Annotated in this window: 13 protein-coding genes; 3 read left to right on the top strand and 10 right to left on the bottom strand. The window is 64.9% G+C overall.

The window, feature by feature from the left end; translation table 11 throughout:
* Positions 1–299: 299 nt before the first annotated feature.
* On the bottom strand, positions 300–2,339 hold the full coding sequence (locus NZU74_04525; GenBank protein MCS6880575.1) for a S9 family peptidase: 2,040 nt from the start codon (positions 2,337–2,339) through the stop codon (positions 300–302).
* 711 nt (positions 2,340–3,050) lie between these two features.
* Between NZU74_04525 and NZU74_04520 the strand changes: the two genes are divergently transcribed.
* Both NZU74_04520 and NZU74_04515 read left to right on the top strand, forming a co-directional pair.
* Positions 3,051–3,776 (top strand): XRE family transcriptional regulator, encoded by a 726-nt coding sequence (locus NZU74_04520; GenBank protein ID MCS6880574.1) that lies wholly within the window; start codon positions 3,051–3,053, stop codon positions 3,774–3,776.
* Between the two features lie 214 nt (positions 3,777–3,990).
* A complete protein-coding gene (locus NZU74_04515) occupies positions 3,991–5,145 on the top strand; it encodes an iron-containing alcohol dehydrogenase (protein ID MCS6880573.1) in 1,155 nt (384 codons plus the stop codon).
* 191 nt (positions 5,146–5,336) lie between these two features.
* Here NZU74_04515 and NZU74_04510 read toward each other — a convergent pair whose 3' ends face one another.
* From NZU74_04510 to NZU74_04495, 4 genes are all read right to left on the bottom strand, one after another.
* Positions 5,337–6,422 carry a sugar phosphate nucleotidyltransferase gene (locus NZU74_04510; protein MCS6880572.1) on the bottom strand — a complete coding sequence of 362 codons (1,086 nt, stop codon included), beginning with the start codon at positions 6,420–6,422 and terminating at the stop codon, positions 5,337–5,339.
* A 209-nt stretch (positions 6,423–6,631) separates the two neighbouring features.
* Positions 6,632–7,210 carry a response regulator gene (locus NZU74_04505; protein ID MCS6880571.1) on the bottom strand — a complete coding sequence of 193 codons (579 nt, stop codon included), beginning with the start codon at positions 7,208–7,210 and terminating at the stop codon, positions 6,632–6,634.
* A gap of 223 nt (positions 7,211–7,433) precedes the next feature.
* The gene (locus NZU74_04500; protein MCS6880570.1) at positions 7,434–8,516 is read right to left on the bottom strand and encodes a dipeptide epimerase; all 1,083 of its coding nucleotides are present in this window, start codon (positions 8,514–8,516) and stop codon (positions 7,434–7,436) included.
* Between the two features lie 98 nt (positions 8,517–8,614).
* On the bottom strand, positions 8,615–9,571 hold the full coding sequence (locus NZU74_04495; protein ID MCS6880569.1) for a DMT family transporter: 957 nt from the start codon (positions 9,569–9,571) through the stop codon (positions 8,615–8,617).
* Between the two features lie 184 nt (positions 9,572–9,755).
* Here NZU74_04495 and alr point away from each other — a divergent pair, with 184 nt between their 5' ends.
* Complete coding sequence (alr, locus tag NZU74_04490) at positions 9,756–12,296, top strand: alanine racemase (protein ID MCS6880568.1); 2,541 nt, start codon at positions 9,756–9,758, stop codon at positions 12,294–12,296.
* Positions 12,297–12,368: 72 nt separating this feature from the next.
* On the opposite strand, the gene NZU74_04485 is transcribed toward alr, so the two are convergent.
* The 5 genes from NZU74_04485 to NZU74_04465 form a co-directional block, all read right to left on the bottom strand.
* Entirely contained in the window at positions 12,369–13,085 is a 717-nt protein-coding gene (locus NZU74_04485; GenBank protein MCS6880567.1) for an ABC transporter ATP-binding protein, read from the bottom strand.
* A gap of 214 nt (positions 13,086–13,299) precedes the next feature.
* Positions 13,300–14,085 (bottom strand): ABC transporter ATP-binding protein, encoded by a 786-nt coding sequence (locus NZU74_04480; protein ID MCS6880566.1) that lies wholly within the window; start codon positions 14,083–14,085, stop codon positions 13,300–13,302.
* Between the two features lie 176 nt (positions 14,086–14,261).
* Positions 14,262–15,608, bottom strand: coding sequence for a branched-chain amino acid ABC transporter permease (locus NZU74_04475; GenBank protein MCS6880565.1), 1,347 nt, complete (start codon positions 15,606–15,608; stop codon positions 14,262–14,264).
* 120 nt (positions 15,609–15,728) lie between these two features.
* Entirely contained in the window at positions 15,729–16,901 is a 1,173-nt protein-coding gene (locus NZU74_04470) for a branched-chain amino acid ABC transporter permease (protein ID MCS6880564.1), read from the bottom strand.
* Between the two features lie 75 nt (positions 16,902–16,976).
* The gene (locus NZU74_04465; protein MCS6880563.1) at positions 16,977–18,335 is read right to left on the bottom strand and encodes a branched-chain amino acid ABC transporter substrate-binding protein; all 1,359 of its coding nucleotides are present in this window, start codon (positions 18,333–18,335) and stop codon (positions 16,977–16,979) included.
* Positions 18,336–18,402: the final 67 nt, after the last annotated feature.

The following is an 18,402-nucleotide window of genomic DNA, read 5'->3' as shown; positions in this document are numbered from 1 at the left end:
CGGGGGTACCGGGGAAACTCGCGCTGCTACGTGACGCTGCTTGTAACCGAAAGTTTACCACAGCCATGCCCATTTGAGAAGTCCTTTTTTCAGACTAATTGCAAAAATTGTGCAACGTGTGACACTCAGCAGAGCATTGAAGGATGATTCAACAGTAATACTTCAACGAACAGTTGCATATGCAACTGAGCAATCAGGTTTACTGCCAGGAGACCCGCCGGGGAGCACAAAGAAAAAGCCTTTCACTGTGAAGCAAGGCGCGAAGAATATGTGTACGAACGCGGCATGATTCTTTCAGTCTATTTCCTCTTGCAATGACGCTCGAACCAGTCCAGGGTCCGGCGCAGATGGTCGGCGCGATGGTCAGGTTCGCCGCTGCGGGTGAGTTCATGACCTTCGCGGGGATAGCGCACCAGTTCGACGACCTTTTTCTGGCGGCGAAGAAAGGCAAAGAGTTGTTCGGCCTCGCTGATCGGCGCACGATAATCGAGTTCGCTGTGCAACAACAGCAGTGGCGCCTTGATCTTGTGCGCATGCGCCAGGGGCGAGTGCTCCCACAGTTCCTCGGCCAGTTCCCAGGGATAGCCGCCAAACTCAATTTCGATCAATTCATGGGCATCCGAGGTGCCATGCAGGGTGATCAGATTGTAGACGCCACGGGCGGCCACGCCACAGGCGAACTGGTCGGAGTGGCTGAGCAGCCACGCGGTCATGTAGCCCCCATATGAGCCGCCGGTCACCCCGATGCGCTGCGGGTCCACCCGGCCTGTAGCAATAAGCGCCTCCACCCCGGCCAGGATATCCGGGGCATCGGCCTCACCCCAGCGCCCGCGAATGGCGTCGCGCCAGCCATTGCCGTAGCCATCGCTGCCGCGGGGGTTGCAGAAGAATACCACGTAGCCCGCGGCGGCCAGCGTCTGCCACTCATGCCACATGGTGCGAAAGCCTGGGCCCCACATTGTATGCGGGCCGCCATGGATGCAAACAATTAGCGGAGCGGGCGACCCGTTGACCTCCGCGTCCGGCGGATAGAGCACCCACCCCTGCACTTCCTGCTGATCGGGCGCCAGGTAGCGCACCTCCTCAATCGGCACGATAATACGCCGATCAAGAAGCGACTGGTTAATTTCCGTCAGGCGGCGCTCGGCGCCGTCGGGCGCGCGGATGTAGAGATCGCAGGGGTTGTCGGCGCTCCCGGCGATAAAGGCGATGCTCCCATCGCGAGCTACATCAAATTCGCTCACAATGCGCCGCCCGCCGACCACGGTCTCCCCGCCGGGAAAGGTGGGCGTGCCTGGCAGGCCGATGCTGTAGATGTGCGCATCGCCATGCCAGCCGGCGGAGAAGAGCACCCCGGCGCCGTCGGGTCGCCAGAGGAAGCGTTCGACGTCCAGATCGGTATGGGCGGTCAGGTCGGTAACCTCGCCGCCCGCAGCGGGGATGAACGCCACCCGGCAGCCTTCACCGAACAGCCGCGCCTCGCTCAGGCGGCGAAAGGCGATCAGGCTGCCGTCAGGCGAGGGCTGCGGATCGAAGTATGAGAAGCCTGGACCGGTGAGCACGACAGGCTGCTCGCCGGTGAGGGGCACGCGTAGCACGTCGTAGTAGGCAAAGAGCGAATCAGCCTCAGGGTCGCGCATGGCAGTAGTGAGCAGAGCCGTGCCATCGGGCATCCACGTTGGCGGGCCAAAGTGCAGGTCGCCATCGGTGAGACGCCGCGGCGTTGGCAGGGTGTCAATATCTCCCTTCGGCGCCTCTACGAGGTAGAGGTGCCGGCGGCGCCCGTCGAAAAAGCTCGTCCCGCTTCGATAGGGCAGCCGGGTAATAACGCGCGGATCGTTGCTGCGCTCTTCGTCATGCTGGCGCTGCTCCTCGGCCCGTTTCGCTTCCCAGGCGTCGGCGGGCGGCGGCGGCGCGCCGCTATCCTCGCGACGGCGCTCCTCCTCGCTCACTGGTGCGAGGAAGACGATCATCCGCCCGTCAGGACTCCAGACCGGTTCGCTCGCACCGTTGGGCATAGCGGTGAGTTGCTGGGCTTCGCCGCCGTCACGTGCGATGAGGTAGATCTGCCCCCGCGCATCGTCCCGGTCGGAGACGAAGGCCAGGCGCGTCCCATCCGGACTCCAGCGTGGTTGCCGCTCCTGGGGCGCGCCAGCCGTGAACCGGCGCGGCGGCCCGCCCCTGACCGGCGCCAGGTAGATTGCCCGACGGTAGGAATTGGCCTGTCGCTCAACCGTCACCTGGACATACGCCACGGTTCGCCCGTCCGGGCTAATGCGCACATCCTCCAGCCACTTCAATTCGTACAGATCGTCTACGCTAAAGGGTGAACGTGTCATTGTTACGGCATATAGCCTGTTTTTCAGACCCTATGTAGCTGCGCCGCACATCAACATGCCGGGAGGACGAGAACAGGCGGTTGTGTTGCGCTCCGCTAGAGTGCCAGCCCCCTCCCTTCAGGCAGCAGCGCGGGATGCGCGATGATCCTACGTCCACATTATGAACACCGACGCGTGGGGCCGCTCCAGTAAGGCAAACCGATTGTAACACAGCCTGAGCCATACTCGTAGATCATCCTTCTGTGCCCCCTGGCAGCAACGATAGCGACCAGCCACAGAAAACCGTGTTGATCAGCGATGGAAATGATCTTTCGATAAACATAATCCTGTCCAACACTTGACAGGATAGATCTGTTGACGTATACTGCGAATAGTTCGTGATAATAGCTAATACTATTATCTTAGAACCATAGAGGAAGCATATCGCGACCAGGTTAGACGGCGCGCGCCGTGGTTTCCCGCCCGCTATCGGGCCGTTCTCTATACTCGGCGTTGTTTTGCCATGTCTGGCGTCGTGGCAACTTCAGGTTGTCATGTTCTCTATGCGGAAGGTTCGGCAGAGAGAAACGCCTCAGAACGCGACACCCTCTCGCTCGCAGCCGTATGGATGCCAGCTGACAACGAAGAGGCTGGCGCCAGAATGGCGGACAGGTTTTATCGGGTTTTACGCAATGTTTTGAGGGCCGCTCGTGGCTCTGTAGGAGTCTGGCTATGCCATACAATGGCACTATTCCTGAAAATGCGCCCCTGTCGGTCTTGCTCTTTTACGCGGCTATGGAGAATGGGCAGTCGCTCAGCAATTACGCCCAATCAATCAATGTTGGCGCGATCTCGCTCCGCCAGTTTATCAGCGGCACGTCCCAGCGCCCCCGCCAGCGCACCCTTGAATTGATCGGCCAGGCCCTGGATATGCCGGTAGAGGAGGTGCGCCGGCGGATGCAACTCACGCCGACTGCCGCTCCTAACTTCGGCGAGTGGCTCCAGTCGAAAATGCAGGGCCGCTTCTCTCGCGCCAAACTGACCCGTGCGACCAAAATCAGTGATGGAGCGCTGCGCAACTACCTGCACAATCAGACCCTCCCCGATGCCGATCAGGCCCGGCGCCTGGCAGAGGTGCTTGGCGTGCCGGCTTACGAGATGGCCAGCGTGATCATTGCCAACACGGTGCAGCAACACGGCGGCGCCCTTGCCCCCGCCCGATCCGCTACCGAAGAGAGCGCCGCAGCAGTCTCCGCGCCGGCTACCCCCGAGTTTGCCGCCCCACAGCCGGGGCTAAATCATACGCCTCTCTCGAGCGCTCCCGCCCTGCCTGCCCTTCCTCCAACCGCGGTGAGCAGCGCCGACGAGCTTCGGCTGCTCGACCTGTGGCGCCAGTTGCATCCCCAGGCCCGGCGCGCCACCCTCAACTACATCGCTATGCTCCTGGCCGAACGCTAGCGCATCAGGAGTTAGCGACCACCCCCTATTCCTTAATAACGCTCCACCTGATAGGGACGCAGCCCCCCCGTCTTCATAAAACTAGATTCTTCCTGGGAGGGCTGCGCCCTCCCAGACTATTTCGTGCGTCGCCTCCGTTGATGCCCCGCCCCCCTTCACAGGCCGCGTATAATGGACTCACGGCATGACGCAGTGAGCCAAAGGACGGTGGGGTATGCAGGAGTTTTTCGAGTTCGGCCTGAGGGCGCGAGTACAATACAAGGCGGGCCTGGCACGGGAACTGGGCCCCCTGGTACAGGAACTTGCCGCGGAACGCGCGTTTATCGTCGCCGACAAGGGGGTGGTGGCGGCTGGCTTGCTTGAACCGGTGCTGGCGGGCATCGAAGGCTTCGCCGAAGTGGTGGGCATCTACGATAATGTGCCCCCCAATTCGTCGCTGGCAACCGTTAATGAGGCCACCGAGGCGGCCCGCACCGCCCGCGCCGACTTGCTCATTGCCCTTGGCGGCGGCAGCCCGATTGATACGGCCAAGGGGATGCGCATCTTGCTCACCCTCGGCGGCGAGATCCCCCAGTATGAAGGCTACAATACGATCATCCAGCCGCTGACGCCTATGATCGCCGTCCCGACCACCGCTGGCACCGGCAGCGAGGTCACCGTGGTCGCCGTGATTAAAGACGAGGACGAGAACCGCAAGATCAGTCTCGCCAGTCGCTATCTGATGCCCGATATCGCGGTGCTCGACCCCGAGTTGACCCTCACCCTTCCCCCGCGTCTGACGGCTGCCACCGGGATGGATGCCCTCTCCCACGCCATCGAGTCCTTCGTCTCGACCGAAAACAATCCCTTCAGCGATAGCCTGGCCCTGGCTTCAATTGAGATTATTGCCAACCATCTTCGCGATGCCGTGCACCAGGGCAACAACCTTGAGGCCCGCAGCCAGATGCTGCTGGCCTCGTGCATGGCCGGCGTGGCGTGCTCGAATAGCTGGTTCGGCGTGGTGCACGCTATCTCCCACGCCATTGGCGGCCGCTACCCTGTGCACCACGGGACGCTCAATTCGATTATTCTGCCCTATGGCATGGAGTTTAATGCCCCTGTGGCGCCCGAGCGCTATGTGCGCATCGCCCGCGCGATGGGGGTGAATGTCGGCGGGCGCAGCGACGAAGAGGTCATTGCCGACGGGATCACCGCGGTTAAGAACCTGGCCGCCGACTGCGGCCTGCCCCTCCGCCTGCGCGATGTTGAGATCCCTGAGTCGGCCCTTCCTGAACTTGCCGCCCTCTCCGTCGTCGAAGCGGCGATGTTCTGGAACCCGCGCGATGCTACTGAGGAGGACCTGCTTAATCTCCTGCAACGGATGTGGTAGGCGGATCGATCGCGCCCCGGCCTTGCCGGACGCATGGGATGAACGGGATGCGCCGCCCGACCATCCCGGTTTTCATTCCTAATGCAGAGGGCGAGAAAGCCGCTGTCCCTCTGCTCATTCCCGCCGGGATGACCTGAGTCGGGTGGCGGGGGGCGGAGAAGCCGGCTTTCCCCGCCCCCCACCAGATCCGCTCAGGCTCTGATAATGCTCCCCGGCGCCACCGCCGCTCCGTCGGGCACGCTGGCGCCCCGCGCCACTACCGCCCCCCGCGTCATCAACTGCGTGCGGCTCAGCACCTCCCGCGTCTCGGCCACGGGCCGCACTTCCTCGAACACCCGCGCCTCCAGCGTGGCGCCCGCGCCAACACGCGCTTCGTCGTCGAGCCACGAGGAAATCACCCGCGCTCCAGGACCAACGACCGCGCCCGCGCAGAGAACCGAGGCTGCGACAATCGCGCCTTCCCCGACGACGCAGCCGGCGTCAAGCGCCGCCGGACCGATGATCCGCGCCCCCGGCTCTACCCGCGCCTCGGGGTGCAGCCAGACCTGCTCCGCTCCCCGCCGCGCCAGCAAAAACTGCGCCGCGCTCAGCGCCTCCCACGGTGTTCCCACCGGAACCCAGTGGCCCGTGCACCGATGGGCCTGCACGGGCCGCTCCGCCGCCAGGGCGCCGATCAGGTCCGTCAGTTCCAGCTCCCCGCGCGGTGAAGGCTCGATCCGCTCCAGAAGCGGAAAGACCGCTCCATCAAAGTGGTATACACCAGCATTGGCCAGGGCGTCGGGCGGCGGGTCCGCCGGCTTCTCGATGATCCGGCGCACCGTTCCGTCAATCATCTCCAGCACGCCGAAGGAACGGGCATCGGCCACACGTAGCCCGGCCACGCTGTAACGCCCCCGACACACCCCGACGATATCCTCGTGGGCCACCAGATTATCACCATAGAGCAGGAAGAACGGCTCGTCAATCGGGCCGGCCGCCAGCAGCGCCCCCGCGGTGCCGTTCATCACCTCCTGCCGTGCGTAGCGCAGAGCCATGCCGCGATATTCCTTCCCGAACGCCGCCTCGATCATCTCCGCACGGTATCCAACCACCAGCGTGACCCGCTCAACCAGCCCCGCCAGCGCATCCAGGATGTGGGCCAGGAGCGGGCGCCCCAGCAGCGGGATCAGGGGCTTTGGGCGATGGAGCGTGAGCGGGCGAGTGCGGGTCGACTCGCCAGCGGCCAGGATCACGGCATGGCGCGTCAGACAGGGTTGTTTTGGGGCGATGTGAGCCATGGTCGCCTCCTTCGCTTGTTCCGCGAGGTGAGGATACCATAACCATACTCGCCCGCAGCTTTACAACATGGTGAAAGAAGAGCGCGAAAGCGTTCACTTCTCATGAATGGGCGCAGGATCACTGGTTTGCCCTGGAACCATTCCCGTGGGCAGGCGCCTGTACCGCAGGGCCAACAGGGAGATGTTTCGGGGAGAGGATCAGAGCGCTGTCAGGCGCCCAGTTGCCTGGCAAGCAAGATGGCCTGCGCCACCTCGCGCATCGTCTTGCGACTGTTCATCGCCAGTTGCTGGATCTTGCGGAAAGCCTCGGCCTCGCTCAGGCCCTGGTGGTCCATCAGATAGCCCTTGGCCCGGTCCACCAGTTTGCGCGTCTCCAGCCGCTCCTGCAATTGCGCCAGTTCCTTGCGGCGCTGGACCCGTTCGCTCCAGCGAGCCACAGTTACTTCGACGAGCGCCATCAACTCAGCGTCACGCACCGGTTTAAGGAGGTATCCCAGCACTCCGGCGGCCCGCGCCTGCTCAACCAGCTCGCGCGAACTGTAGGCAGTGAGCAACAACACCGGCGCAAGCTGTTCGTTGTGTATCATCTTCGCCGCGGCGATGCCATCCATATGCGGCATCTTCACATCAAGCAACACCACTTCCGGGCGCAGTTGCCGGGTGAGATTCACCGCGCTCAACCCATCGCCGGTTTCACCTACGACCAGATAGCCCTGCTCTTGCAGCATCTCTCGCAGGTTCATGCGAATCAGCGGATCGTCATCGGCGATTAAGATTCGCGTCGTCATACGCCACGCTCACAAAACACAATAAGCTCCTCTCGACGCCAGCCCCGGCGTGAGGGAGCTTCGGTGCGATCAGATCTGGTATTCCTTTCAGTATAGGAAGACCGGCTAGATGTGACTATGGTAAGAAGATCCAAGCGTAGGCGATTGAACTTGGATGGAACATCTACATCCTCGTTGCTCCTTCTGGCCGCAGGAACCCGGCAGCGCGACCCTCTGCGTCGCGTCAGCCTCGGGGCTCAACGCCGTGTCCGGCGGTAATGTGGTCGAGACTGAGCCAGGCGCCATTCTGGCGGAAGCCGCCCATGAAGGGATTCTCGGCCAGAAACATCGGCGTATCGAGATCCACGAAGGTGAAGCCACCCAGGCCGGCGGCGAAGTGGGCCGACATGGTCATTGCGAGCACGGATTCGACCATCCCGCCGATCATCAGGCCCAGACCGGCGGCGCGAGCGATGGCTGCCATCTCCAGCGCCTCAACCACTCCACACTTCATCAGTTTGATGTTGATGACATCGGCGGCGCGCTCGGCGGCCAGACGCAGCACGCTGGCGGCGCTCACGGCGCTTTCATCGGCAGCCACCGGGATGCCAGACAGGCGCGTGAGTCGCCGCAGACCGTCCCAGTCATCGGCGGGCACGGGCTGTTCCAGCAGCGCCGGACGCAGGCCGCGCGCCCGCAGCTCGTCCAGCAGCGTCAGGGCGGCGTCGGCGCTCATGCCGCCATTGCCGTCGAGGAGCAGCGGCGCGTCGGGCGCAACGGCGTGAATGGCGCCGATCCGCTCCAGGTCAAGGGCCGGATCACCCGCGCCGATCTTGACCTTGATCGCGCGAATGCCGCGGTTGCGTATCCCCCGCGCTGCAAGCGCCGCCGCCTCAACCGTGCCGGTGGTGATGGTCATATCGGTCTCCAGCGCGTTGCTGGCACCGCCGAAGAAGACGTAGAGTGGCATCTCCGCGCGGCGGGTGAGCGCGTCCAGAACGGCGGTTTCAATCGCGCAGCGGGCGCTGCCCACGTCTCCGATGGTCTCGCGCAGTGTGGCGGCGATGGTCCGCCATTCGCGCACGTCCGCTCCTTCAATGCGCGGGCGCGCCGCTTCGATAGCCGCCAGAGCGCTGGCCTGCGTTTCGCCGTTGAACGCCGGGAAGGGCGCAGCTTCACCATAGCCGCGCGTGCCGTCGGCCAGTTCCAGCGTCACCAGCAGGTTGCGGGCCAGCTCCTGCGCCCCGCTGGCGATGCCGAACGGCACGCGCAACGGGATGTCCAGCCGCTCAACATTGAGGGCGCTAATGGTGGTTGCTGCTGCCATAGGTTATTCCTGTTCAACGGCCCGCGCGCATGGTCGCCAGATAGCGCCGGGACGCTATACACCAATCCAAAACCCAAAATCGAAAATCCACAATCGCATTACGGCTCATGTGTGGCAACGCCCTGCCGCTGCCGCGAAAGGTAGATGGTAATGGTGACGAGGACGATTCCTGCCCCCAGGGCCTGCCAGAGCGACGTCAGCCGCTCGCCGAGCAGCAGCGCCGCCAGCGCCAGGGTGGCGATCAGTCGCCAGGCCATTGTGCTGCTGACCCGCGGCGCGCCCAGGCGCCGCAGGGCGGCGATCTGCCCCACGTTCGCCCCCAGCAGCACGAAGCCGACGAAGGCTCCAAACACTGCCCAGTCGCCCGCGCCGATGGCGGCGAAACGCCCCCGATCCTCTCCCAGCAGCAGGCTGAGCACCCCGGTGGTCAGGGTCAGGGCGATCAACTGCACCAGCAGCACCGCTTCACCCGAAACGGCCTGCTTCGCCGCGCGCGGCACCAGCAGCATGTAGAAGGCCAGGCACAGGGCCGAGGTCAACGCCAGCCCCAGACCGACCAGGTCGCCCGCGCCGATACGCAGCAGGGAGTCATTGCCGCCAGGATCGCCGCTCATCATCAGCAGTGAGCCAATGAATGAGAGGCCAATGGCGGGCCAGGTGAAGGGCGGCAGGGCCTCGCGGAACAGCCCTGAGCTGAGCAAGGCTACCAGCAGAGGCGTCATCAGGGTGATCAACTGGACGTAGATCGCCAGCGTGTAGCGGGCGGCAAGGAGATTGGTGATCGCCCGCAGCACCACGACCAGGGCGAAGGCCCAGATCACTCGTGAACGCAGCGCGCGCCCGTCCACACGCTGCAGGGCAAACGGCCCGTACACCAGCAGGGCGAGCAGGTTGCCGAGGGAGAGCACGGCCATACTGGGCAGAGCGCTCACCGTCTGAAGGTAGCGCGCCAGCACCGGATAGGCGCCCCAGCCGGTGTGGGCCAGCAACGCCACCCCCATCCACATCCAGGCAGCCCGCTCAACGCGCTGCGGGACGACAGTTGCTTTGTTCATTGGAACCTTGTTTCGACGAGCGACGTGCAAGGTCTTGCATCTCGGCGCCACCAGGCAGGGGGATAGGGAAATCAGGTTTCTCCGTGCTTCCCGCGGTCGCCTGGAGGAGACATTATAATACGCGCGGACGCCCGGCCTTCTGGCAGCGTCCTCGCTTTGAGGCATCACTGCTCCCCTACACGGTATGATTACGCTTAACGAACTGCTCGCCGCGGGCGGGCGTCTGCACGCCGCTCCCCGCGCGACCACCTTCGCCGACTGGAGCTACGACTCGCGCCTCACCACGCCGGGGGCCTGCTTCATTGCCCTGCGCACGGCGCGCGCCGATGGGCACGATTACATCCCCGCGGCGCTGGCCGCTGGCGCAACCGGCGTGCTCTGCCGCTGGCCCCCCGCCGACCCCGGCGCGGCCACCGTAGTGCTTAGCGATGACCCCCAGGCCCTGCTGCAACGCTGGGCCGCCGCGCGCCTGGCCGCCGTCGCGCCACAGGTCATCGGCGTGACCGGCAGCGTTGGCAAGACCACCACCCGCCGCGCCATCGCAGCGGTGCTCGCAACGCTGGCCCCTACCTTTCAGAGCCGGCGCAGCTTCAACTCGCTGCTGGGCCTGCCCATCGCCCTGGCGCGCCTGGAGGCGCGCCACCGCTTCGCCGTGCTCGAGTACGGCAGCGACCGCCCTGGCGAGATTGCTCGTCTCGCGGCCCTCTTTCCGCCCCGCATCGCCGTGGTCACCGCCGTGGGCGAGACCCATCTGCGCGGCCTGGGGGACCTGAACGGCGTCGCCGCCGAGAAGGGCGCCCTGGTCGCCGCCCTGCCCCCCGGCGGCGTCGCGGTGCTCAACGGCGATGATCCCCGGGTGCGCGCCCTGGCCGGGGAAGCGCCCGGGGCCTTTTTCTACGGCCTGAACCCGGAGCTGGATCTGTGGGCCGAGGCGCCACAATATGAACTTGACGGCACCCATCTGCGCCTGCGGCGGGGCGCCGAAACGGTAATGGCCTGGACGCCGCTCCTGGGAGAGCCGGCAGTGTACGCCTCCCTGGCCGCCGTCGCGGTTGGCCTGGTCTGTGGCCTGGATCTGGCAACCTGCGCCGCGGCGCTGGAACGCATCGAGCCACCCGCGGGGCGCCTGCGGCCCCTGCCGGCTGCCAGCGGAGCCACCGTGCTCGACGACAGTTTCAGCGCCACGGCCCCTTCCGTGCGGGCCGCCCTGCGCTTCCTCGCCGCGCTCCCTGCCCGGCGTCGCATCGCCGTCCTGGGCGCCCTCTCCGACCTGCCGCCCGCGGCGGGGACAGCCGTGGCCTGCGAACTTGGCGCCCTGGCAGCTCACTGCGTTGACCGGCTGATCCTCAAGGGCGACTGGGGCGTCGCCGCCGCCAATGCCGCGCGGGCCGCCCGCTCCGATCTGCCCATCAGCGTGGTTGACACGAGCACCGCCGCTATCACTGCCCTGCCGTCCGACCTCGGGCCGGGCGACCTGATCCTGGTCAAGGGCGGGGCCGAGGCGCGTATGGAGCGCGTTGTCGCCCGGCTGGTCGAACCCGGCGCCAGCGCGCACCTGGTGCGCCAGGAACCGGCCTGGCACAGTGTGCGCGTCGGCGCGCCCGACCGCCCGACATGGCTGCGCATTGACCTCGACGCCATTGCCGGCAACGTGTGGCGGTTGCGCGACCTCGCGGGGGCGCCGCTGATGGTGGTGCTCAAAGGCGATGGCTACGGCCACGGCGCCGTGCGCGTGGCCCGGGCCGCCCTGGGCGCGGGGGCGGCAGCCGTGGCCGTCGCCACCCTGGGCGAGGGACGGGCGCTACGGCAGGCAGGCGTCGGCGCCCCCATCCTGGTCCTGGGCTATCTGCCACCGTGGCAGGCCGAAGAGGCCGTGGCCCTGGGGCTGGAATGCACGCTCTTCGACCCCGACGCCGCCGAGGCTCTCCACGCCGCGGCCGTGACCCTGGGCCGCCCGGCGCGGGTGCACGTCAAGGTTGATACAGGCATGGCCCGCCTGGGCCTGCCGCCGGCGGAAACCGGCCCTTTCCTGGCCTGGCTGCGCGGGCTGGCCGGTCTGGAGGTGACCGGCATCTACACCCACTTCGCCAGCGCCGACGCCCCCGACCTGCGCCAGACCGAGGCGCAACTGGCCATCTTCACCGGCCTGCTGCGCGAACTCGCGGCGGCCGGGCTGCGTCCGCCCACGGCCCACGCCGCCAACAGCGCCGCACTGCTGCGCCTGCCAGCAGCGCGGCTTGACATGGTGCGCCCGGGCATCGCCTGCTACGGCCTGGCCCCCGGACCCGGCATCTCACTCCCGGAAGGCTGTCGCGCCGCCTTGAGCTTCTACAGCGAAGTGGCCCAGGTGCGCGACCACCCGCCCGGCACACCCATCTCCTACGGTGGCGCATTTGTGACCGAACGGCCCAGCCGTATCGCCACCATCCCCGTGGGCTACGCCGACGGGCTGCGGCGCGCCCCGCCCTGGCGCGAAGTGCTCATTCGCGGGAGGCGCGCGCCGATCGTCGGGCGCATCTGTATGGATTACGCCATGGTGGACGTGACCGACATTCCCGGCGTGCGCCGGGGCGACGCAGTGGTGCTGATCGGCGCACAGGGCGACGAGGCGATCACCGCTGACGACGTGGCAGCCTGGCTGGGCACGATCGCCTATGAAGTCGTCACCGGCATCCTGCCCCGCGTCCCCCGCGAGGTTGGCGAGGAGTTAACGGGGTGGGGTTGATCTCCGTGCCCTTCATCCTTCTGTGGAGATGTGGAGATGTAGGGATGTTTTTACACCTCCACACCTCCACACCTACTCCAATCCCAGATACGCCTTCTGCACCATTTCATTCTCACGCAGGGCGTGGGCGGTGTCTTCGAGTACGATTTCGCCGCTCTGGAGGACATAGCCCCGATGGGCGATACCCAGGGCCTGAAGAGCGTTCTGCTCCACCAGGAGCACGGTGGTGCCCTGAGCGTTGATCGTCTTCACGATCTCGAAAATCTGCTCGACCAGCACCGGGGCCAGGCCCATCGAAGGCTCGTCGAGCAGCAGCACCTGCGGGCGGGTCATCAGCGCGCGCCCGATGGCAAGCATCTGCTGCTCGCCGCCGGAGAGGGTGCCGCCCTTCTGCGAGGTGCGCTCGCGCAATCGCGGAAAGAGCGTAAAGACGCGCTCAAGGTCGTCTTTGTAGGTCTGGCTGCGGGTGTCGTGCAGGTAAGCGCCCATCTCCAGGTTTTCCAGCACCGTCAGCCGCGGGAAGATCCGTCGGCCCTCGGGCGCCTGGGCGATGCCCAGTTTGACGATCTCGTGAGCCGGCAGCCGGTCAATGCGCCGGCCATTGAAGCGCACCTCGCCGACCCGCGGCGTCAGCAACCCGGAAATGGTGCGCAGGGTCGTGCTCTTCCCCGCTCCATTCGAGCCGATGAGAGTGACGATTTCGCCCTTTTCGACGGTGAGCGAAATGCCCTTGAGGGCATGGATCTTGCCATAGTAGGTATGGACGTTTTTTAATTCAAGAAGCGCCATAATTCTTAGAACATTTCTTGCACACCTTAAACATAGGGTTCCCGATCATCTGTGACCGCCAGGACGCAATGGCGCAAAGGTCTGGCATCACGACCACGAACCCGTTGCGCCTTCGCGCCTTTGCGTCAACCCTTCTAAGAAATGGTCGAGATAAAAGGATTTTCGCAAGGGCTGCGTTCTTCCAGCGCCTCCCGTGCTCGCACTTCCAGCTTCCCTACGCTGCAGCGCCGGCAGCGCCCTTGCCCAGATAGGCCTCGATCACCCGGGGATTGCTGCGGATGGCCGCGGCGTCGCCTTCGGCGATTTTGGTGCCGTAGTCGAGCACCGTAATCCGCTCGGAGATGGCCATCACCAGACGCATGTCGTGTTCGATGAGCACCACGGTGAGGCCCAGCTCATCTCGCAACCGGCGGATCAACTCGGTGGCGGCATCGGTCTCCTGCGGGTTCATCCCCGCGGTCGGCTCATCAAGCAGGATGAGCTTCGGCTCGCCGGCCAGGGCGCGGGCGATCTCCAGACGCCGCTGGTCGCCGTAGGGCAGGTTCTTGGCCAGTTCGTCACGTTTGCCTTCCAGCCCCACATACGCCAGCAGTTCGCGGGCTTTCTGGCGCGCGCGGGCTTCCTCGCGACGCACTCCTGCGGCCCTGGCGATGATCCCCCAGAAGGACGCATGCAGGTGGGTGTGCATCCCCACCAGCACGTTCTCCAGCACGGTCATGTTATCAAACAGACGAATGTTCTGAAAGGTTCGACGCATGCCCAGGCCCGCGATAATGTCAGGGCGGGCGCCCGCGATAGATGTGCCGTCGAAGACCACCGTGCCTTTGTCGGGCTTGTAGATGCCGGTAAGAACATTGAAGAAGGTGGTCTTCCCCGCGCCGTTGGGACCAATGACGCTCACAATACGGCCCTTTTCCACCATCAGGGTCACATCATTCACCGCGACCAGGCCGCCAAAGGTTTTGGTCACATTGCGCGCTTCGAGGATATTTGCGGTCATATGTTCGTTATTCTGTAAATGGAACGGTCTGGGAGGGCTGCGCCCTCCCACGAACCATCGTAAACATCGGGGCCAACCGGGTTGCCCCCTTCCCATACCAGCCGGGGAACAGCCGACAGCGCAATGCTCGGGGTTGCGCCCAGAGTCCGAGAGATCTGCGTCCTCCGGGAACGTCCTTACGCCGACTCGGCGGCTGGACGCGACGCCGGCGGAGCAGTTTCTTCCGCCGGCGGCTCATCATCGGCATGCAGTTCTTCGCTGCGCCGCTCGTCGGGCAGAATGCCTTGAGGCCGGAAAATCATCATCAGCACCAGGAGAATCCCGAACAGCAGGCGCTGGTACTGGGTCGGGTCGAAAGCGGCGGGAATGGGCACCCCTGCCCGCTGGGCATCGCGCAGGACGGCGGCCATGCGGGGGAGGATCTGTAGATCGAGCAGGGTCACAATCACCGCGCCGAGGATGGCGCCGGGGATCGACCCCATGCCTCCCAGAATGACCATGGCCAGAATGTTGATCGAGCGCAGCAGGTCGAAGGTCGGCGGATTGATGAACAACTGCTTGGAGGCGAACACCACCCCCATTGCCCCGGCGAACGATGCGCCCACGGCGAAGGCCATGAGTTTCATCCGCACCCGCGGGATGCCCTGGGCCACCGCGGCGGTCTCGTCCTCGCGAATGGCCTCCCAGGCCCGCCCGATGCGCGAGTTCTTCAGACGGCTCACGACCACCACGGTGAAGATCACGATCAGCAGCACCACGAAGTAGAAAAACTGCTGGTAGAGCTGGCTGTCGCTCAGGTTCCAGCCCAGCGTATCGCGGACGAAGCCGGCCAGGATCAACGGCGGGCGCTCGATTTCGCGGATGCCCTGCGAGCCGTTGGTAATGTTGATCGGGCGATCGAGGTTATTGGCGAGCACGCGGATCACCTCGCCAAACCCCAGCGTCACAATCGCCAGATAGTCGCCCCGCAGGCGCAGCACCGGCAGGCCGAGCAGAATGCCGAAGACCGCGCCGATCGCCAGGCCGAGCACCACGAAGGGGTAAAACATGATCGGCGGCACCGGACTCCAGGCCGGATTGATCTGGGTGATCTGGGGCGTGCTGAGAATGCCCCAGAGATAAGCCCCTACCGCGAAGAAGGCCACGTACCCCAGATCAAGCAGACCGGCAAAGCCCACCACCACATTCAGCCCCAGCGCCAGAGCCACGAAAATGCCCGCCTGGGTGGCGACGTCAATGTAGAACGGGTTGAGCGTGCCGAAGATCGGCAGCACTACCAGTAACAGCACTGCGATAAGCCCGCCTCGGAACCAGAGCGGCGTAGCCGAACGGTAGACCATGAACACCAGCAGCAGGAACAGCACAAAAACAATATCAGTCCGCAGGCTGGTGCGGGGATTGGTGAAGAGTTGCCAGGTGCAGATTGCTGCATAGAGGCCGAAGAAGGCATACGCGCCCGGCCCGTTTGCCAGGGTCGCCTTGATCCGCTCCCAGAAGCTCGCTGTTTGCGTCGCTGGCGTCATAAGGATGTTGCCGGGAGGGCTTTGCTCTCCCATGCCTGCGTGGATTTACACCAGTTCCTGTTGAAAACGATACACCGGATACAGCAATCCAAAATCCAAAATCCACAATCCAAAATAGGATTACACCTTCTGCGTCGTCGCCTCGCCGAGCAGACCGGAGGGCCGGAAGATCAGGATCAGGATCAGAATGCTGAAGGCGGCGATGTCGGCGTAGGCCGCGCCGGAGAAGGCCCCCCCGGTGAATAGCGACAGGTACGAGGCCACGAAGGCCTCCAGAAAGCCCAGCACGATGCCGCCAACCATGGCTCCGGTGATGTTGCCGATGCCGCCGAGCACCGCTGCTGTAAAGGCCTTCAGTCCGGGAATAAAGCCCATATAGGGGTTGACCGTGCCCACATACATCCCGAACAGCGCCCCGGCTGCGCCGCCCAGCGCCCCACCGACGAGAAAGGTAAGGGCGATAATCTGATTCACGTTGATGCCCATCAGACTGGCGGTGGAGCGATCCTGAGCGGTGGCGCGGATGGCCTTGCCCAGTCGCGTGGCGTTGACCAGATAGTTGAGCGCCACCAGCATCACCACCGCCGCGCTCACGAAGATCAACGCCTTGGGGCTGATGATCACCGGCACCGGGCGTTCGCCGAGGTTCATCTCGAAGAGGCGGATCGGCGGGCCAAAATCGGGCGTATTGAAGCGCGCGTTGAAGCCCAGCGGGGTGCTGGTCATGATCAGGCGGGCGACATCTTGCAGCACCAGCGACACGCCGATGGCCGAGATCAGCGGCACCAGACGCGGCGCGCCGCGCAGCGGCCGGTAGGCTACCCGCTCGACAGTCACCGCCAGGGCGCCGCTCACGACCATGCCTGTAGCGATGATCAGCAATACAAACAGCAACCCCGGAATGGCGGGGAGAAGGCCGGCCGTTGCCAGGGCAAGGGCCGCCGCCGCGCCGACCACGCCGCCAACCATGAAGATTTCACCATGGGCGAAGTTGATGAACTCCAGCACCCCGTAGACCATGGTGTAGCCCAGGGCAATGGTGGCAAAGAGAAAGCCGCGCACCAGCCCGTCGATAATCACCTGGGGCAGGATTGTCCACGTGCGCACCAGCAGATCGGGGCGCGCCCCGATCTGGAGGAGCGCCAGCAGCGTCACCAGGAGACTCAGGGCGACAGCGCTCCCGATAACGAACACGAGCATCTGCCCAACCGGAGCGAGCACCGTTCGCAGCACCTCGGCAAGGGAGCGCTGACCGGTTTGTGGAGATGGGGTTGCCTTCGCTTCCGCAGCCATAACCCTCACCGGGTAGCATTCAGGGTCAGGGGGATGCGCACCTCCTCCCTGACCCCTCTGCCGTTGTCTTCCCTACTACGGCGCCGGGATCTCCAGGCGCGACACCAGCTCGTTCTTGTCCCAGTTGTTGATGTCCACCACCTTGAGCACGAAGTAGGTGGCCACTTCGGGGTCGCCCTTTTCGTTAAACTTGTAGGTGCCCGTGATGCCCGCCAGTTCCGGCAGGTCCTTCATCGCCGCCAGCACCTGCTCGCGGGTCGGCTTGCCGCCGGCATCGGCGGCAGCCTTGACAATCGCCGCCACGCAGAAGTGCGACGCGTCATAGGCCTGAGCGGAGAAGGGCGGCGCGTCGGCGTTGTAGGCCGCCTTGTAGTCCTCGGCGAACTTCGCCGCGTCGGGGAACTGGCTCACCGGGGCGGCCACTGAGGTGTAGTGCATATCCTTCACCGCGTCGCCCGCCAGCTTCGCCAGATCCGGAGCGTCCAGCCCGTCCGGCCCGAGGAACTGGGCGGTGATGCCGCGGTCGCGGGCCTGGCGGAAGAGGGGGCCGGCCTGGTCGTAGATCCCGCCGAAGTAGATCAGGTCAGGGTTGGCAGCCAGGATGGGCGTGAGGATGGCCGAGAAGTCACTCTTTTCTTCGGTGCCCTCGAAGCCCAGCACCTCCAGACCGTTCTTCTCGGCGGCCTGGCGGAAGAACTCGGCCACGCCCTGGCCGTAGGCCGTGGTGTCGTGGATGATGTAGACCGACTTCACCTTAAGCTCTTCACGCGCGAACTGCTCGCCCACCGTCCCCTGCACATCGTCGCGACCCACGACGCGGAAGGCCACTTCATAACCGCCCTCAGTGACGTTGGGGTTGGTGTTCGCCGGTGAGACCATCGGCAGCGAGGCGCTCTTGTAGTCGGGCAGCGAGGCCAGGGCCACGCCCGAGTTCAGGTGCCCCACCACGCAGAGGATGTCGGCGTCGGAGACGATGTTCTTGGCGTTGGCCGTGCCAACCTCGGGCTTGGCCTGGTCGTCGAAGGGGGCCAGTTCAAACTGGATGCCGGCATCCTTAAGCAGTTCGTTAGCCTGCTTGATGCCCAGTTCGGCCCCGTTGCGGATGCCGGTGCCCAGGGCGGCCTGTCCGCCGCTGAGCGGGCTTTGCGTGGCAATCTTGATCGTGCCGATTTCGCCGCTCAGATCGGCAGCCGCTTTGGTCACAAAATCAACGATGGTGCCCGCCGCCGCTTCGGGGGCCGGCGTGGGGGAGGGAGGGGCGGTCGGCGCCACGGTAGGAGCCTGTGTTGGAGCCTGGGTCGGAGCTTCTGTAGGCGCCGCAGTGGGCGGCTCAGTAGGCGCAGGGGTCGGTTGTTGCGCCGCGGGCTGGCCGCAGGCGGCGAGCAACGCGCCCAGCAGCGCAACCAGCATGAGCAGACTCATTCGTCGCATCATGGCGTGATCACTCCTTACGACTTGCAGAGCATCTGTGTCGGGCGTAACCGGCCCGCGTCTTCAATCC

Source organism: Chloroflexaceae bacterium, assembly GCA_025057155.1.
GTDB lineage: Bacteria > Chloroflexota > Chloroflexia > Chloroflexales > Chloroflexaceae > JACAEO01.
This window is presented reverse-complemented; position numbering and strand designations above follow the sequence as displayed.

Coding starts and splice junctions, on each gene's coding strand:
- NZU74_04465 (MCS6880563.1), bottom strand. CDS start 18,335: ATGATGCGACGAATGAGTCTGCTCATGCTGGTTGCGCTGCTGGGCGCG.
- NZU74_04475 (MCS6880565.1), bottom strand. CDS start 15,608: ATGACGCCAGCGACGCAAACAGCGAGCTTCTGGGAGCGGATCAAGGCG.
- NZU74_04510 (MCS6880572.1), bottom strand. CDS start 6,422: ATGGCTCACATCGCCCCAAAACAACCCTGTCTGACGCGCCATGCCGTG.
- NZU74_04520 (MCS6880574.1), top strand. CDS start 3,051: ATGCCATACAATGGCACTATTCCTGAAAATGCGCCCCTGTCGGTCTTG.
- NZU74_04480 (MCS6880566.1), bottom strand. CDS start 14,085: ATGACCGCAAATATCCTCGAAGCGCGCAATGTGACCAAAACCTTTGGC.
- NZU74_04505 (MCS6880571.1), bottom strand. CDS start 7,210: ATGACGACGCGAATCTTAATCGCCGATGACGATCCGCTGATTCGCATG.
- NZU74_04525 (MCS6880575.1), bottom strand. CDS start 2,339: ATGACACGTTCACCCTTTAGCGTAGACGATCTGTACGAATTGAAGTGG.
- NZU74_04485 (MCS6880567.1), bottom strand. CDS start 13,085: ATGGCGCTTCTTGAATTAAAAAACGTCCATACCTACTATGGCAAGATC.
- NZU74_04470 (MCS6880564.1), bottom strand. CDS start 16,901: ATGGCTGCGGAAGCGAAGGCAACCCCATCTCCACAAACCGGTCAGCGC.
- NZU74_04500 (MCS6880570.1), bottom strand. CDS start 8,516: ATGGCAGCAGCAACCACCATTAGCGCCCTCAATGTTGAGCGGCTGGAC.
- NZU74_04495 (MCS6880569.1), bottom strand. CDS start 9,571: ATGAACAAAGCAACTGTCGTCCCGCAGCGCGTTGAGCGGGCTGCCTGG.
- NZU74_04515 (MCS6880573.1), top strand. CDS start 3,991: ATGCAGGAGTTTTTCGAGTTCGGCCTGAGGGCGCGAGTACAATACAAG.
- alr (MCS6880568.1), top strand. CDS start 9,756: ATGATTACGCTTAACGAACTGCTCGCCGCGGGCGGGCGTCTGCACGCC.